We start from the raw sequence: 15,637 nt of genomic DNA, 5'->3' as shown, positions 1-15,637 counted from the left end.
TCACCGCGGCGACGTCCCCGGGGGCGGCCTCGGCCAGCCGCCGCGCGGGCGCTGAGTCGAGCGTGACCCGGAAGCGCTTGCGGGTCTGGTCGATGCCGCGCTCCGGCTCGACCGAAACACCCGGCGAGTCGGTGCGGATCGCGAAAAGCCCTCGACCGCCGCCTTCCCCGGCGAGCGCCAGCAGCACGTCCGCGGCGGCGACGTCGGGGACGGCGGTCATGTCGCCCCGCAAGACGACGTCATCGCCCTGCCGGCTCGCGGCCACCGGTGCGCTTTCGGCATCGAGGAAGCCGACGGTGGCGACCGTGGTGCCGTCGGAGATCCCGCTGAGCAGCTCGGCCGCGGCGTCGGTTGGCCCGAGCCGCGTCAGCGCCCGGGCGGCGGCGACCGCGGTCGACAACCATGGCCCCGGGTGCAGGGCGGCGCCGAGCTCTTCGGCAACGATGCCGGCCTCGATCATCGTCATGCCGGCGCCGCCGTGGGCCTCCGGCACCAGCAGACCGGTGGTCCCGAGGCCGGCCAGGCCGCGCCACACGGGCTCGGTGACGCCGGTCGGGTCGTCGAGCAGCGGGCGCACATGGTCGGCGATGGAAGCCTTTTCGGCGAGATAGCGTCGGGTGGTGTCGCGCAGCGCGACCTGCTCGTCGGAGAGTTCGAGGTTCATTTGCGGGGCAACCCGAGTACCCGCTGGGCGGTGATGTTCTTGTTGATCTGGCTGGTACCGCCCGCGATGGTCAGCGAGCGCGACGTCAGGCGGTAGTTCGCCCACGGCGCGCCGGCGCCGCTCGTGCCCAGCACGTCAAAGGCCAACGCGGCCATGTCCTGTCCGATCTCACCCCACACGGTCTTGGCGAGGCTCGCCGATCCGAAGGCGTCACCGCCATGCAGCGTGGCCGAGATCGACCGCTGGCACAGCACTTCCAGATACTTGATGCGCAGCGCGATCTCGCCGAGGCGCCGCAGCGTCACGGGGTCTTCGAGCGCGTCGCTGTGCGCGGCGATGTCGTCGGTCAATTCTTCGAGCCGCACCTGCATCTCGGCGTACAGCCGGGCGGCCCCGGCCCGCTCGTGGCTGAGCGTGGTGGTGGCCACCTGCCATCCCCCGTTCAGCGGACCGAGCAACGCGTCCGCAGGCACGCGCACGTCGTGAAAGAACACCTCGGCGAAATCGGCGTCGCCGTTGAGCGTTACCAGCGGACGGACTTCGATGCCCGGCAGTCTCATGTCGACAATCAGGCAGGAGATGCCCTTGTGCTTGGGCGCTTCGGGGTCGGTGCGCACGTAGAGCTGGCACCAGTCCGCGCGATGCCCCAGCGACGTCCAGATTTTCTGGCCGTTGACGACGAAGTCGTCACCGTCGCGCGCCGCGCGGGTGCGCAGCGCGGCGAGGTCGGACCCCGCTTCAGGTTCCGACATCCCTTGGCACCAGATGTCGTCGGCCCGCATCATGCGGGGGAGCAGCGTGAGCTTCTGCGACTCGGTGCCGTATTGCATGATGGCCGGCGCGATGTTGTTTAGGCCAATGACGTTGAGCGGCATGGGGGCTCGCGCCCGCGTGGTTTCCTCGGTATAGACGAGTTGCTCGAGAACCGTCGCGCCGCGGCCGCCGTATTCCCGAGGCCACGAGACCGCGGCCCAGCCGGCGTCGGCCATCGTGGCGTTCCAGGCGCGCAGCAGCTCGAAGGCGGCGTCGTCTCGTCCGGCGGGCCGACGGGCGGCTACCAGCTCGTCGGTCAGGTTCTTCGATAGCCAGTCGCGCAGCTCGACGCGGAACTGCTCCACTTCCGCCGGGTATGAAAAGTCCACTTTTCCTTGTTCCCTGGTGAATCTGCGACCTTAGCCGGACTTTACGGTTGAGCGGATAGCCGGTCAACAACGGCGACGGCGCGCAGCATCAGCTCCCCCGCGCACCATGTGCTCCTTGCCCTGATTGACTGCGGTGGCACCGGACTCTACGGTGGAACAGATATTTGGTCAACGGAGTCCAGGCGGTTCGGAGATTGAGCGTGTCCACCGACGTTCGCGGTGACCGGCTGCCGGGTCTCGGCATGCTCGCATCCGCGCTCGCCGGCCGGGCCGTAGCGGTGGCCGAACTGCGTCCGGGCGAACCGTCATGGACCGACGGCCAGACCATCCACGTCGACGCGGGTGCGAGCGCCCGCCGGCAGCTCGAAGCCGTTGCCGTACAGGCGTCGATGATCGCGGCCGGCAGCCTGGAAGCGGACGTGATGCGCCACCTGCTGCGCCGCCCTCGGGTGGCCAAGCGCTATCTGGCGGTGGAGGGGCACCGCGCGCTCGCCGCCAACGCCGACCTGTTGCCGGGCGTTCTGGCCTCCCTCGCCGACCCCGACGCCGCGGGGCGAAGCGATTCGCCCGCCACGTCGCTGCGGATCGCCGACGGGCGGGAGCCGATCGGTAACCCCGCACCGGAATTCGGCATCATTCGCGCTGGGAAGGTGCTGGCCGCGTCGGCCCGGGCGCCCGAACGGCGAGGCAAGGAACAACCCGGGCATGTCCCGAGGAGCGGCGGCACCGACGATCTGAAAGAACTCGCCGACGACGAGACCGACGACTCCGACGATCCCGACATGTTCACCAGCCCGGTGGGCGGCGGCGGTTTCATCGGCAGGTGGCTGAAGAAGATGCTTTCGTCGGCGCGCAAGACCGGCAGCGGCGGGGGACCGCCCGGCGCGGACACCCCGACGCACCGGACCGACTCCGCCAAGCGCGGATTGCACGCGGTGACCTCGCTGGCCCCCGCGTCGAGCGTCGACGGCGCGGACCAGCCCGCATTCACGGGCGGCTTCACCTACCCGGAATGGGACGCCGGGCGCAGGATGTACCGGCCGGCGTGGTGCACCGTGCGCGAAGTCGACGCCGAGATCAAACCGTCGGCGACACACGCGATCGAGGCCGCCATCGGCGTGCGGCGCCCGCTGTCCCGGCTCGGGATGGGTCTGCACCGCCGCCATCGCCAGGCGCAGGGCGACGACATCGACATCGACGCGGCGGTCGAGGCCCGCGTCGAGGTGCTGGCGGGGTCGGTGCCCGACGAGGCCGTGTACCTCGACAGCCTGCGGCGCCGGCGGGATCTGTCAGTGCTCCTTCTCCTCGATGTGTCGGGCTCGGCCGCCGAGGCCGGCACGGTCGGGCGCACGGTGCACGAGCAGCAGCGCACGGCGGTCGCCAACCTCACCGTCGCGCTGCACGACCTGGGCGACCGGGTCGCGCTCTACGCCTACTACTCGCAGGGCCGGCGCGCGGTGAACGTGGTGCCGGTCAAGCGATTCGACGACCACCTCGACGCCCGAGTCATGCGGCGGCTCAACAGCCTTGAGCCGGGCGCGTATTCGCGCCTCGGCGCGGCGATCCGGCACGGGTCGGCGGTGCTGGAGGCGCGCGGCGGGACGTCGCGGCGGCTGCTGGTGGTGCTCTCCGACGGGCTGGCCTACGACCACGGCTACGAGCGGGCCTACGGCGCCGCCGATGCGCGCCGCGCCTTGGCCGAGGCCCGCCGCCGCGGCATCGGCTGCGTGTGCCTGACCATCGGCGCGGGTACCGACGTGCAGTCGCCGCGCCGCGTGTTCGGCACCGCCGCACACGCCACGATCGCGCGCCCGGACCAACTCGCGGGCGTGATCGGCCCGTTGTTCCGGTCCGCCCTGCGCTCGGCCGAGGTCCGGCGCCGGGTGTCATGACGCGCCACGACAACCGATGGCCGAGCCTAAACGCGCTCGTCAGACAGCTTGAAACAAACATCTGTTCCGCGATAGGCTCGATTGACCGTGGGTAGCGGAGGGGAAGGTATGGCCAACGAGTCCGGGCTGGTGCACCGGAACGGCGCGATGCCCGAGGCCGGGGCGTCGCGCCCCTATTACAAGGCGATCGGCGGCGAGGAGGCCGTATTCAAGGCGGCGTACCGCCAGGGTCTGGCCCTTGTCCTGAAGGGGCCCACGGGCTGTGGCAAGACCCGGTTCGTCGAGGCGATGGCCCACGATCTCGGCCGGCCGCTGATCACCGTCGCCTGCCATGACGACCTCACCACGGCCGACCTGGTCGGCCGGTACCTGTTGCAGGGCGACGAAACCGTCTGGGTGGACGGCCCGCTGACACGGGCGGTGCGTGAGGGGGCGATCTGCTATCTCGACGAGGTGGTGGAAGCCCGGCAGGACACCACGGTGGTCCTGCACCCGCTCGCGGATCACCGGCGGCAGCTGCCGATCGAACGTCTCGGCGTCACGCTCGATGCGGCGCCCGGGTTCGGCCTGGTGGTGTCCTACAACCCGGGCTATCAGAGCGTGCTGAAAGACCTCAAGGATTCGACCCGGCAGCGAATGGTCGCCATCGAATTCGATTTCCCCGCAGCCGATATCGAAGAGGGGATCGTCGCACACGAGGCCGGCGTGGACGACGCCACCGCCGCGGACCTGGTCCGGTTGGGACAGGCCATTCGCCGGCTGGAAACCGGCGGCCTGCGTGAGGTCGCGTCGACCCGCGTGCTGATCGCAGCGGGCAGGCTGGTGGCGGAGGGGCTCACCATGCGAGAGGCGGCTCGCGCCGCGATCGCGGGGCCGCTCACCGACGACGTGGCCGTGGGCAGGGCCCTGGCCGAGCTGATCGGGATCTATCTGGGCGGCGCGGGCGAATGATTGACGCTGCATACGGCCGCCGCTAGGGTCTGAACAAATATTAGGTTTGCCGTGGTTCGGCGTGCGTGAGGTTCGGGAGGTTCGATGTCCTACGAAAGCAGCGCTGAGCCGATCAAAGTCGGCTACCTGATGGACTTCACGCTGCCGCCGGGTTTCCCCGAGGAACTGATGGCGAGTTTCACGCGGTGCTTCGACCTCGTCTTCGAAGAAGCCGTTGGGCAGGGCCTTCTCGATCGCCCCGTGCAGATGATCTATCGCGAGGTGGAGGGCCTGCCCAAGGGATCGGTCAAGGCGGTTATCGATGCGTTCGGCGAGCTCGTCGACGAGGGCTGCCTGGTGGTGTTCGGGCCGCACATCACCGACAACTGCGTGCCGACCCGCGAGGCGATCGAGGAGCGGTTCAAGGTGCCGGCGATCAGCGTCACCGGCACCGACGACTGGCTGGGCGAATGGACCTTCGCGTTCCCGCAGGGCTCGATGACCGATGAGCCGATCTTCATCGCCGACCTCGTCGCCAAACGCGGACTCTCGGAAATCGGTGTCCTCGTGGAGCAGAATCTGATCGGCGAGAGCTACCTGAAGAATCTTCGAAGTGCGTGCCGCCGCAAGGGCATTCGCATCGTCGCGGAGGCGGCAATCGCCCAGACCGCGCAAGACATCAACGACGCCGTCCGCACGCTGCACGAGGCCAAGGCCGAGGCGATCGTGCATCTGGGGTTCGGCTTCGGCATCGTCTTCATCAACCCCGCGCTGCAGGCCGTGGATTGGGATCCGCCGCGATTCACCACCACCGCATTCCAGAACGCCTGGGTGAACCCGATCATGTGGGACGCGTTCATGGGCTGGGTCGGCGTCGACCAGTACGACGAGGAGAACCGGCTGGGCCAGGACTTCCTCGACCGTTACGCGAAGAGGTACGAGGGCAGCCGGCCCGAGTACTGCGTGTCGGTGGTCAACCACGACGTTGCCGCCACCCTCGTCCGCGCGTTCGCCGATGCCCACCCGCTCAGCCCGCGCGGGGTCAAGGAGGCGCTGGAGCGGGTGAAGATGATGCCCGCCGCGTCGGGTGCCCCCGGCACGCGCGTCTCCTTCGGGAAGTGGACGCGGCGCGCGTGGATGGGCGCCGGCTATCTGGTGGCCCGCACGCTGGACGCCGACGGCACCAACTCGCACCTGGTCGATCGCTTCGGAGAGTGAGGCTGGCAAAGACATGAGCACCGATCAATCCGCACCGCTTGCGGCGCAGGAAAATCCGGCGCCCCCGCGGCGGACGGACAAGCGGGGCTGGGGCGGCTGGGTCGCCGGCGCCGCCCTCGCCGCGTTCACGCTCTTCTTCATCGCGAACTGCCGCGTTGCGTTGGACCCCCGCGTCGCCAACCCGAATGTGCAGGGTCGGCCCCGCCCGGTGAAATTCACGTTCGGGCTCGACTACATCGGGTTCCTGGACTGGGCCACGGTCGTGGCGCTGGTCGTGCTGCTGATCGTCTTCATCAGAGGCTGGCGCCGCAATCCCGGTAGTCCGGTGATGCTCATGTTCCTGTGCACCACGCTGATCGTGTGGCAGGACCCGATCATGAACTGGTCACCGTTCGCGGTCTACAACCCGGATTTGGTGCATTGGCCGGAATCCTGGCCGCTGGTGTCGATTTCGCCTACGGTCGAACCCTTCGTGGTCTTCGGTTACGTGATGTTCTACTTCGGGCCGTACTTCCCAGGGATATGGATCCTGCGCAAGCTGCAGGCCCGCAAAGGGCCAGAGGCCTTCGTTTCGCGGCACCCACTGATTTGCCTGGGGGCGATAGTCCTGGTGATCGGGTTCGTCATCGATGCCTTCCTGGAGAACACGTTGATCCACTGGGGCATGTACATCTACTCCCAGGTGATCCCGTGGGGCTCGGTGTTCACCGGCACGACATTCCAGTTCCCGCTGATCTGGGAGTCGTTCTCGGTGACCTTCGTGATGGTTCCGGCGGCGATACTCTGCTACCGCGACGACACCGGCAAGTCGGTGGCCGAGAAGCTGGCCGCGAAGGCCAAGATCTTCCCGACCCGTCCGGTGCTCGGCACGTTCCTGGTGATGTTCGCCATCATCAACGTGTCCTACTTCGCCTACGGGGCGTGGTTCTGGGTCATCAAGGTCAGCCACGCGGCGACCTCCGTCGCGTGCCCCTGGCCGTATCCGGAGGCGAAAGTGTACGACCCCCAAGGCTATTACGAAAAGGCTGGGGCGCAGGGCCCATACTCGGTCGGCATCTGGTCGACCTGGGCCAGCGGGGAGCCCAACGGGCGGCCCCATGTCGATTCCCCACCGCCCGGTGTGGGTGCCTGCGCGACCCCGGGCGCGCATGGCTGAGCCGCGCACCGTCGTCATCACCGGCGCGTCGCGAGGTCTGGGCTTCGCGTCGGCGGTGCGGCTGTACCGCGAAGGCTGGCGGGTTATCGCGGCGATGCGGACGCCCGACGTCGGCCTGCCGCCGCTGCGGGCGGCGACGGGCGCCGGTCAAGACGACGATCGGCTGGTCGGCGTGCAGCTCGACCTGTTGGACCCGGCGTCGATCGCGGCGGCGGCCAAGGCCATCGAGGAAGCCGGCGGCGCCCCCTACGCCCTGGTGCACAACGCCGGAATCTCCGCCGCCGGAATGGTGGAGGAGACCGATATGGCGTTGTGGCACAGGATGTTCGAAACGAACGTCATGGGCCCGGTTGCGCTCACCCAGGCGTTGCTGCCATCGATGCGGGCGGCCGGCGAGGGACGCATCGTCCTGGTGTCCAGTGCGGCCGGGGTGCGCGGCCAACCGGCCACCGCCCCGTACTCCGCGGCCAAGGGGGCGCTGGAGCGGTGGGGCGAAGCCATGGCGTGCGAGATCGCGCCCTTCGGGTTGGGCGTCACCGTGTTGGTCGCCGGCACGTACGACACCGAGATCATCACCGACGCGGGCACCACCGACAACCGCGACTTGGGCGGCCCGTACGCCCGGCTGCACAACACCATGAACACCCGCGGCAGGGCCGCGATGAAACTCGCCAGGCCACCCGAGAAGTTCACCGACGGCCTGGTCAGTGCGCTGGACGACCGGGTGCCGTTCCGCCGCCGCGGCGTCGGACTGGATGCATCGATGCTGTTGGCGGCCAACAGGATCCTGCCGGCTTCAGGCATGCACCACATGTCGCGGGTCGTGCTGGGCATACCCAGACAGGGCACGATGCGCGACGGGGCGTGGCCGCTGACGCTAAGCCAACGGGCGATGGTATTCGCAGCGCGCGTGCTGCCGCAGCCGGTGCTGCAACGCTTGGCCGCGCTGGCGGCGAAGCGCAAGGGAACCCAAGGGGGCTGAGGGGAAAGTATGGAACAGCTATTCGACGACCTGGAGGACTTCGGCGCCTTCGACGACGCGGTCTCCGGGGACGTGCGCGACCCGTACACGGAACTGGCGCGGCTGCGCCGCGAGGAACCCATTCAGCGCCTCGACGTTTCCGGGATGCCGCATGAGGAATCCAAACCCGTCTTCATCGTCTACCGCCACGAGGAAGCCCAGCAGATGCTGCGCGACAACGAGACGTTCTCGTCGGCGGCCGTCATCGCCGCGTTCGGGCCGGTGCTGGGGGAGCGCGTCATGCTCGGCATGGACGAACCGGTGCACGGGCGGCTGCGGTCACTGGTGTCAAAGGCCTTCTCGCAGAAGGCGTTGGCCCGCTGGGAAGACGAACTCGTCGGGCGGGTGGGCAACAGCCTGATCGACAAGTTCGCGGCGAACGCAAAGGCCGACCTGGTCAAGGAATTCACCTTCGATTACCCCAGCCAGATCATCGCGGGCCTGCTGGGGCTGCCGGAGGAGGACTATCCGCAGTTCCAGCGGTGGTCGATTTCGTTGCTGAGTTGGATCCTGAATCCCGAACGCGGCCTTGCCGCCTCGGCCGCGCTCTGCGACTACTTCGCACCCATCCTGGCGGCGCGCCGCGCCGAGCCGAAGGAAGATCTGATCAGCGCGCTGGCCCAGGCCGAGATCGACGGCGAGAAGCTCGAGGACGAGGAGATCTACTCGTTCCTGCGGCTGCTGCTGCCCGCCGGGGTGGAGACGACGTACCGGTCCCTGGGCAGCCTGCTGCTCGCGCTGCTGTCGGATCCCGCGCAGCTGGATGCCATCCGCGCGGACCGGTCGCTGCTACCACAGGCCATCGAGGAGGGTGTGCGCTGGGAACCGCCCCTGCTGACCATCACCCGGGTGGCGACTCGCGACACCGAACTCGGCGGGGTGGCGATACCGGAAGGGTCCACGGTGATGCCGATGCTGGGCTCCGCCAACCGGCAGGAGGACCGTTACCCCGATCCCGACAGGTTCGACATCTTCCGCACACCCAGGGCCCACCTGGGCTGGGGGCACGGCGTGCACGTCTGTCTCGGCATGCACCTGGCGCGGCTGGAGATGCGCACCGCCATCAACCTTTTGCTCGACCGCTTGCCCAACCTGCGGCTGGACCCCGACGCCGACGATCCGCACGTCCGCGGGCAGATTTTTCGTTCGCCGACGTCGGTGCCCGTGCTGTTCGACCCACAATGACCAGGCCCGTAGGGGTTGTCGCTTGCCAATCGGCTAGTTTCCGGTAAGGCTCTCTGTAGCCCCTCAACGACTCAGAAGAGAGTGACAAACATGACCGAGGCTGTAAAGGTGCGGTTCGAGCCGAAGATGATGATCGACGGGAAGCTCGTCGACGGGCAGTCCGGCACCTTCACCAACATCAACCCGGCGACCGAGGAGCCGCTCGGGGAGGTCGCCGACGCGTCCAAGGAGGACATGCACCGGGCGATCGACGCCGCCCGGCGCGCCTTCGACGAGAGCGACTGGTCGACCAACCGGGAGTTGCGCAAGCGCTGCCTCTTGCAGCTGCACGAGGCGATCGAGTCGGAGAAGGAGGAGCTGCGCGAGGAGCTCATCCTCGAGGTGGGATCGCCGCGGGCCATCACCTTCGGTCCCCAGCTGGACGCGCCGCTGGAGGACGGGCTGCGCTACCCCGCCAGGCTGATCGACGAGTACGCGTGGGAGACCGACCTGGGTGACAAGGTGATCAGCCTGACCGGCACGCTGACCACCCGCAAGGTGTGGCGCGAGCCGGTGGGCGTCGTCGGCGCGATCGTGCCGTGGAACTTTCCGTTCGAGGTCACCCTCAACAAGCTCGGCCAGGCGCTCGGCACCGGCAACACCGTGGTGCTCAAGCCGGCGCCGAACACCCCGTTCAACGCGACCCGGCTGGGCCGGCTGATCGCCGAGAAGACCGACATCCCCGCCGGCGTCGTCAACGTCGTGACCGCCTCGGATCACTTTGTGGGCGAAGAACTTACGCTTTCGCCCAAGGTCGACCTGATCTCGTTCACCGGCTCGACCGTGGTCGGGCAGCGGATCATGGAAAAGGGGGCCGCCACCATGAAGCGGCTCTTCCTCGAGCTGGGCGGCAAGTCGGCCACCATCGTGCTGGAGGACGCCGACTTCCCGACGGCTTGCATGGTCGGCATCGCGCCGTGCATGCACGCCGGCCAAGGCTGCGCCAACCCGACCCGGATGTTGTTGCCGCGGTCGCGCTACGACGAGGGCGTGGAAATCCTCAAGGGCATCTACGAGAACGTCACGTGTGGTGACCCGCAGGACCCGGGAACCCTGTGCGGCCCGGTGATCTCGGAGGTGCAGCGAAATCGCGTGATGGGCTACATCCGCAAAGGTGTCGAAGAGGGCGCCACGGCGCTCGTCGGCGGCCCCGACGCGCCCACCGGCTTCGACAAGGGTTTCTACGTCAGGCCAACGCTTTTCACCGATGTCGACAACTCCATGACGATCGCCCAGGAGGAAATCTTCGGTCCGGTGCTCGCCGTGATCCCGTTCGACGACGAGGAGGACGCGATCCGGATCGCCAACGACAGCAAGTACGGCCTGGCGGGCAACGTGATGTCCGGCTCGCTGGAGCGGTCGCTGGCGGTGGCCCGAAGGATTCGGGCCGGCTTCATGGGCGTCAACGGCGGCGCGCCGTATGGCGCCGACACCCCGTTCGGCGGGTACAAGTACAGCGGGGTGGGCCGCCAGAACGGTGTCGCCGGGTTCGACCAGTACACCGAGATCAAATCGGTGGCCTATCCCGCCGTCTAAGGCCCGTCGAGATCGCCGTCACGGCTGCGGGTTTGGGCTCACCCGCGACCGTGGCGGCAATCTCGGCGTGGGTCAGGCGGGCGCGACCGGTCGTTTCAGCGTGCAGACGATGCTCCACTCGAAGTAGTGGTCGCCGCCCTTGTCGTAGTCCTTGAAGCGGTGGGCGACCTGGGTGCGCTGCACCGACGACCCGACGATCTCCCAGCCCTGTTGTCCGTAGGACTGCGTCAGACGGTTCGCTTCGTCCAGCACGGCCTGCAGAGATTCGTTCGTGTACGAGACGAAGGTGCTCTCCCATTGCTGGGGATACCACTTGCCATCGGATGCCAGCCACCAGCCGGGGCCCGGTGAAGGGGTGCTCACATCGGGGCACCCTACGTCGCCGAGCCTCGCGGAAAAATGGACTGCACATGACGGGGTGCCGAAAAGCTGGCAATCGGAAGGCCATCTGCCACCCAAAACCACCCCGGCCCGCGCCCGCCCAACGCGTTGGTTGACAATCGACGGCGAGACTCACTTTCACCGATTAGGGTCCTAACGTCAAAGGAGACACCACCATGGCTGAAGCCGTCATCGTCGAGGCAGTGCGCTCACCGGTCGGGAAGCGCAACGGCGGATTGTCCGGGGTGCACCCGGCGGACCTGTCGGCGCAGGTGCTCAACGGGTTGGTGGACAAGGCGGGTATCGACCCCGGCCTCGTCGACGACGTCATCTGGGGCTGTGTGATGCAGGCCGGTGAGCAGGCCCTCGACATCGGCCGCACCGCCCTGCTGGCCGCCGGCTGGCCGGAATCCGTCCCCGGTGTGACCGTCGACCGTCAGTGTGGTTCGAGCCAGCAGTCGATCCACTTCGCGGCGGCCGGCGTGGTGGCCGGGCACTACGACGTCGTCGTGGCCGGTGGGGTGGAGTCGATGTCGCGCACTCCGATGGGTTCGTCGTTGGCCAACGGCGGCCGCCCCTACCCGAAGACCTTCCTGGACCGCTACGAGGGCCAGATCCCCAACCAGGGCATCGGCGCCGAGATGATCGCCGAGCGGTGGGGATTCGACCGCACCGCGCTCGACGAGTTCTCGCTGGGCTCACACGAAAAGGCCGCTGCGGCACAGGATTCCGGCGCTTTTGACGACCAGATCGTCGGTATCAAGGACCAGGACGGAAACGTGGTGCTCAAGGACGAGGGCATCCGCCGCGGCACCCCGATGGAGAAGATGGCGTCGCTGAAGCCGGCGTTCAAGGAAGACGGGGTGATCCACGCGGGCAACTCGTCGCAGATCTCCGATGGCTCGGCCGCGATCCTGTTCATGTCGGCCGAGAAGGCCAAGGAGCTCGGCCTGAAGCCGATCGCGAAGGTGCACACCGCGACGCTGGCCGGAGCCGACCCGGTGATCATGCTGACCGCGCCGATCCCCGCCACCCAGAAGGTGCTGAAGCGTTCCGGCCTGTCCATCGACGACATCGGGGCCTACGAGGTCAACGAGGCGTTCGCGCCGGTGCCGCTGGCGTGGCTGAAAGACATTGGCGCCGACGAGAAGAAGCTCAACCCCAACGGCGGTGCGATCGCGCTGGGGCACCCGCTGGGCGGCTCCGGCGCCCGGATCATGACGACGCTGCTGTACCACATGCGGGACAAGGGAATTCGTTACGGTCTGCAGACCATGTGCGAGGGTGGCGGCCAGGCCAACGCCACCATCGTGGAATTGTTGTGACGGACGTTGACACCGCGGCGCCCGGCGCGCTGACCGAGCGCCGCGGCAACGTCATGGTGATCACCATCAACCGGCCGGAAGCCCGCAACGCGGTCAACGGTGCCGTCAGCATCGGCGTCGGGGACGCGCTGGAGGAGGCCCAGCAGGATCGCGAGATCCGGGCCGTGGTGATCACCGGCGCGGGCGACAAGTCGTTCTGCGCCGGGGCCGACCTCAAGGCGATCTCACGTCGGGAGAACATCTATCACCCCGACCATCCCGAGTGGGGCTTCGCCGGTTACGTGCACCACTTCATCGACAAACCCACGATCGCGGCGGTCAACGGCACCGCGCTGGGCGGCGGCACCGAGCTGGCGTTGGCCAGCGACCTGGTGGTGGCCGACGAGCGCGCCCAGTTCGGGCTGCCGGAGGTCAAGCGGGGGCTCATCGCCGCCGCGGGGGGCGTCTTCCGGATCGTGCAGCAGCTGCCGCGCAAGGTGGCGATGGAGCTGCTGCTGACCGGCGAGCCGATCACCGCCGCCGACGCCCTCGAATGGGGCCTGATCAATCAGGTGGTCAAGGAGGGCACGGTGCTGGAGGCCGCGCTCGCGCTGGCCGCGCGGGTGACGGTGAACGCGCCGCTGTCCGTGCAGGCCAGCAAGCGCATCGCCTACGGCGTCGACGACGGCGTCATCACCGACGAAGAGGTGGGCTGGGCGCGCACCATGACCGAGATGCGCGGCCTGATCAGGTCGGAGGACGCCAAGGAGGGCCCGCTGGCGTTCGCCGAGAAGCGCGAGCCGGTCTGGAAGGCCCGCTAGCCCGCCAGTACGTTCACCCCGCGCTGGAACGCGCCGGGCAACAGCGTGCACGCCGGCACGATGGCGCGGCGCGCGATCGGCGGGGCGCTGGCCAACACCAGCGCGCGGGTGAGCAGCCGGTAGTTGCGGGTAATCCGTTGCCACGCAAACTCATACGACTGCGGCGCCTCGTCGACGATGGCGGCGACCACAGCGGCCGCTTGCTTGACCGCCAGGCTGATGCCCTCGCCCGTCAGCGCGTCCTCGTAGCCCGCCGCGTCGCCCACCAACAGCACGCGCCCCGCGACCCGGCGAGAGACCACCTGGCGTAACGGGCCGCAGCCGCGCGCGTCACCGCGGGTGGCGCTGCCGAGCCGGCGGGCCAGCCCGGGGAACCACGCGAGGTCGGGCCGGCCGCGCGACAGGATCGCCACGCCCACCAGATCCGGCTCGACCGGCGTCACATATGCCTCACCCCAGCGCGACCAATGCACCTCGACGAACTCCGACCACGGCGGCACCCGGAAATGCCAGCGCACGCCGTAGCGCCGCGGCGTTCCGGCCGTCGCCGTGATCCCGACGGCCCGCCTGACCTGTGAGTGCAGTCCGTCGGCCGCCACCAACCATTTCGCGCGCACGCCGGCGGCCGTCACCCCGTGCGCGTCCTGGTGCACGGTGGTCACCCGCGCCCGAAGCCATTCCGTGTCTTGCTCTTTGGCGCGCGCGGCCAGCGCCGCGTGCAGCGTGGTGCGTCGCACGCCGCGACCCGGGCCGTTACGAAACCGGGCCTGGGCACGGCGGTGTTCGCTCACGTAGGCGATTCCGTGAAAGGGCATGCCGACCGGGTCGACGCCGAGGGACGTCAGCTCGGCCAGCCCGCCGGGCATCAGGCCTTCACCGCACGCCTTGTCGATGGGTCCCTCCCGCGGGTCGGCGACGATCACCGAAAGTCCCTGCCGCCGAGCGTGTAACGCCGTTGCCAAACCGCCCGGCCCGCCGCCGACGATCAACAGGTCGGTGTCGTAGTCGCTCACGTGTATCCCAGAGCGGAGTTCTCGACCCGCAATCGCACCTTGAGCAACGCCGCGTTGGCGAGCGTGAAAATGGCGGCCGTCAGCCACGCCGTGTGCACCAACGGCAGCGCCAACCCCTCAGCCACCACTGCAACATAGTTCGGATGGTGCAGCCACCGGTAGGGACCCTGGCGCACCAGCGGGGCCTGCGGCAGCACGATGACCCGGGTGTTCCACCGCGGGCCGAGCGTGGCGATGCACCACCAGCGCAGCACCTGGCTGAGTGCCACCACCGCCAGCATCGGCCAGCCCAGCCATCCGATGAACGGCCGGTGCAGTGCCCACGGCTCGAGGATGCAGCCAACCAGCAGCGCCGTGTGCAGCACCACCATCACCGGATAGTGTGCCCGCCCAAACTCCTTGGCGCCCTGGGCAAAAGACCATCGCGCGTTGCGGTTGGAGACCACCAGCTCCACGACGCGTTCGATGGCGACCGCCAGAACCAGTAGGTAATACATGTCTCCACTATCTCTTCGAAGAGGACTTCTTCTACCGGCTCACGATGCCGCCGCCGCGCGGGTTCACCGCCGCGAGCGTAACGGCATGGCGAAAATCAGGCCGGAAGAGCGCCGTGGCGTTACGTTCGCGATCGGCGGCCCGCGCCCGCCAGGTTTGCGTCGACCGTCGCCGGGTTAGGTTGAAAGGTATGCGGGTCCTCGTCACCGGTGCCACCGGATATGTCGGATCGCGGCTGGTCACGGCGCTGCTGGCGGACCGGCACCACGTCGTGGCCGCCACCCGGAAGCCCGAGCGACTCAGACGGTTCGGATGGTTCGACGACGTCACCCCGGTGACCCTCGACGCCGCCGATCCCGCGTCCACGCGGGCGGCCTTCGCCGACGCCGGGCACGTTGACGTGGTGTATTACCTGGTGCACGCCATCGGGCAGCCCGGCTTCCGCGATGCCGACAACGCCGCCGCGGCCAACCTCGCCGCCGCGGCCAGGGACGCCGGTGTGCGTCGCATCGTCTACCTGGGCGGATTCGTGCCCGCCGACGAGGTGCTGTCCGAGCACCTGACCAGCCGGGCCGAGGTGGCCGAGGCCCTGACGGTGCCGGGCGGCGCGGAGCTGGTCTGGCTGGGCGCCGCGATGATCATCGGCGCGGGCTCGACCTCGTTCGAGATGATGCGCTACGTCGGGGACCGATTCCCGCTGCTGCCCGTCCCGAGCTGGATGGACAACCCGATAGACCCGATTTCCATCCGCGACGTGCTGCATTACCTGGTCGCCGCGGCCGATCCCGGCCTGTTGCCGGCGGGCGCGTACGACATCGCCGGCCCGGACACCACGTCCTA

15 protein-coding genes are annotated in these 15,637 nt (G+C 68.6%); 10 read left to right on the top strand and 5 right to left on the bottom strand.

What is annotated here, in order from left to right:
* Positions 1–664: acyl-CoA dehydrogenase family protein (locus A5704_RS01220; protein WP_197508427.1), on the bottom strand; the 664-nt coding region annotated here is incomplete at its 3' end.
* Entirely contained in the window at positions 661–1,806 is a 1,146-nt protein-coding gene (locus A5704_RS01215) for an acyl-CoA dehydrogenase family protein (RefSeq protein ID WP_067887003.1), read from the bottom strand. The genes A5704_RS01215 and A5704_RS01220, both read right to left, overlap by 4 nt.
* A 242-nt stretch (positions 1,807–2,048) precedes the next feature.
* On the opposite strand from A5704_RS01215, the gene A5704_RS01210 reads away from it, so the two are divergent.
* The 7 genes from A5704_RS01210 to A5704_RS01180 all read left to right on the top strand — a co-directional run bounded on the left by A5704_RS01210 (position 2,049) and on the right by A5704_RS01180 (position 10,783).
* The gene (locus A5704_RS01210; protein WP_082954738.1) at positions 2,049–3,698 is read left to right on the top strand and encodes a nitric oxide reductase activation protein NorD; all 1,650 of its coding nucleotides are present in this window, start codon (positions 2,049–2,051) and stop codon (positions 3,696–3,698) included.
* 108 nt (positions 3,699–3,806) lie between these two features.
* The gene (locus A5704_RS01205) at positions 3,807–4,649 is read left to right on the top strand and encodes a CbbQ/NirQ/NorQ/GpvN family protein (protein WP_067785726.1); all 843 of its coding nucleotides are present in this window, start codon (positions 3,807–3,809) and stop codon (positions 4,647–4,649) included.
* A gap of 84 nt (positions 4,650–4,733) precedes the next feature.
* Positions 4,734–5,846 carry an ABC transporter substrate-binding protein gene (locus A5704_RS01200; protein WP_067755901.1) on the top strand — a complete coding sequence of 371 codons (1,113 nt, stop codon included), beginning with the start codon at positions 4,734–4,736 and terminating at the stop codon, positions 5,844–5,846.
* Between the two features lie 13 nt (positions 5,847–5,859).
* Positions 5,860–7,002, top strand: coding sequence for a spirocyclase AveC family protein (locus tag A5704_RS01195; RefSeq protein ID WP_067755890.1), 1,143 nt, complete (start codon positions 5,860–5,862; stop codon positions 7,000–7,002).
* Complete coding sequence (locus tag A5704_RS01190) at positions 6,995–7,984, top strand: SDR family oxidoreductase (protein WP_067785729.1); 990 nt, start codon at positions 6,995–6,997, stop codon at positions 7,982–7,984. The genes A5704_RS01195 and A5704_RS01190 overlap by 8 nt, the downstream gene beginning before the upstream one ends.
* A 9-nt stretch (positions 7,985–7,993) precedes the next feature.
* Positions 7,994–9,208 carry a cytochrome P450 gene (locus A5704_RS01185; protein ID WP_067886998.1) on the top strand — a complete coding sequence of 405 codons (1,215 nt, stop codon included), beginning with the start codon at positions 7,994–7,996 and terminating at the stop codon, positions 9,206–9,208.
* 90 nt (positions 9,209–9,298) lie between these two features.
* Positions 9,299–10,783, top strand: coding sequence for an aldehyde dehydrogenase family protein (locus A5704_RS01180; RefSeq protein ID WP_067755883.1), 1,485 nt, complete (start codon positions 9,299–9,301; stop codon positions 10,781–10,783).
* A gap of 72 nt (positions 10,784–10,855) precedes the next feature.
* On the opposite strand, the gene A5704_RS01175 is transcribed toward A5704_RS01180, so the two are convergent.
* Positions 10,856–11,146 carry a hypothetical protein gene (locus A5704_RS01175; RefSeq protein ID WP_067755880.1) on the bottom strand — a complete coding sequence of 97 codons (291 nt, stop codon included), beginning with the start codon at positions 11,144–11,146 and terminating at the stop codon, positions 10,856–10,858.
* Positions 11,147–11,340: 194 nt separating this feature from the next.
* On the opposite strand from A5704_RS01175, the gene A5704_RS01170 reads away from it, so the two are divergent.
* Both A5704_RS01170 and A5704_RS01165 read left to right on the top strand, forming a co-directional pair.
* Complete coding sequence (locus A5704_RS01170; RefSeq protein WP_067755877.1) at positions 11,341–12,489, top strand: thiolase family protein; 1,149 nt, start codon at positions 11,341–11,343, stop codon at positions 12,487–12,489.
* Positions 12,486–13,289 carry a crotonase/enoyl-CoA hydratase family protein gene (locus tag A5704_RS01165; protein WP_082950272.1) on the top strand — a complete coding sequence of 268 codons (804 nt, stop codon included), beginning with the start codon at positions 12,486–12,488 and terminating at the stop codon, positions 13,287–13,289. The genes A5704_RS01170 and A5704_RS01165 overlap by 4 nt, the downstream gene beginning before the upstream one ends.
* Here the strand turns inward: A5704_RS01165 and A5704_RS01160 are convergent.
* Together A5704_RS01160 and A5704_RS01155 are read right to left on the bottom strand one after the other, a co-directional pair.
* On the bottom strand, positions 13,286–14,302 hold the full coding sequence (locus A5704_RS01160; protein WP_067755874.1) for an NAD(P)/FAD-dependent oxidoreductase: 1,017 nt from the start codon (positions 14,300–14,302) through the stop codon (positions 13,286–13,288). The genes A5704_RS01165 and A5704_RS01160 overlap by 4 nt on opposite strands.
* A complete protein-coding gene (locus A5704_RS01155) occupies positions 14,299–14,799 on the bottom strand; it encodes an isoprenylcysteine carboxyl methyltransferase family protein (protein ID WP_067755870.1) in 501 nt (166 codons plus the stop codon). Before A5704_RS01155 ends, A5704_RS01160 begins: the two co-directional genes overlap by 4 nt.
* Positions 14,800–14,987: 188 nt before the next feature.
* On the opposite strand from A5704_RS01155, the gene A5704_RS01150 reads away from it, so the two are divergent.
* The coding region (locus A5704_RS01150; protein ID WP_156734783.1) for an NAD(P)H-binding protein at positions 14,988–15,637 on the top strand (650 nt) is incomplete at its 3' end.

Source organism: Mycobacterium sp. E735 (assembly GCF_001666955.1).
Taxonomy (GTDB): Bacteria; Actinomycetota; Actinomycetes; order Mycobacteriales; family Mycobacteriaceae; genus Mycobacterium.
Note: the sequence above shows the minus strand (reverse complement) of the source record. Positions and strands in the feature narration are given on the sequence as shown.

Excerpts from the sequence above, each read along its gene's own strand:
- A5704_RS01210 (WP_082954738.1), top strand. The coding sequence starts at position 2,049 with ATGCTCGCATCCGCGCTCGCCGGCCGGGCCGTAGCGGTGGCCGAACTG.
- A5704_RS01205 (WP_067785726.1), top strand. The coding sequence starts at position 3,807 with ATGGCCAACGAGTCCGGGCTGGTGCACCGGAACGGCGCGATGCCCGAG.
- A5704_RS01200 (WP_067755901.1), top strand. The coding sequence starts at position 4,734 with ATGTCCTACGAAAGCAGCGCTGAGCCGATCAAAGTCGGCTACCTGATG.
- A5704_RS01195 (WP_067755890.1), top strand. The coding sequence starts at position 5,860 with ATGAGCACCGATCAATCCGCACCGCTTGCGGCGCAGGAAAATCCGGCG.
- A5704_RS01190 (WP_067785729.1), top strand. The coding sequence starts at position 6,995 with ATGGCTGAGCCGCGCACCGTCGTCATCACCGGCGCGTCGCGAGGTCTG.
- A5704_RS01185 (WP_067886998.1), top strand. The coding sequence starts at position 7,994 with ATGGAACAGCTATTCGACGACCTGGAGGACTTCGGCGCCTTCGACGAC.
- A5704_RS01180 (WP_067755883.1), top strand. The coding sequence starts at position 9,299 with ATGACCGAGGCTGTAAAGGTGCGGTTCGAGCCGAAGATGATGATCGAC.
- A5704_RS01170 (WP_067755877.1), top strand. The coding sequence starts at position 11,341 with ATGGCTGAAGCCGTCATCGTCGAGGCAGTGCGCTCACCGGTCGGGAAG.
- A5704_RS01155 (WP_067755870.1), bottom strand. The coding sequence starts at position 14,799 with ATGTATTACCTACTGGTTCTGGCGGTCGCCATCGAACGCGTCGTGGAG.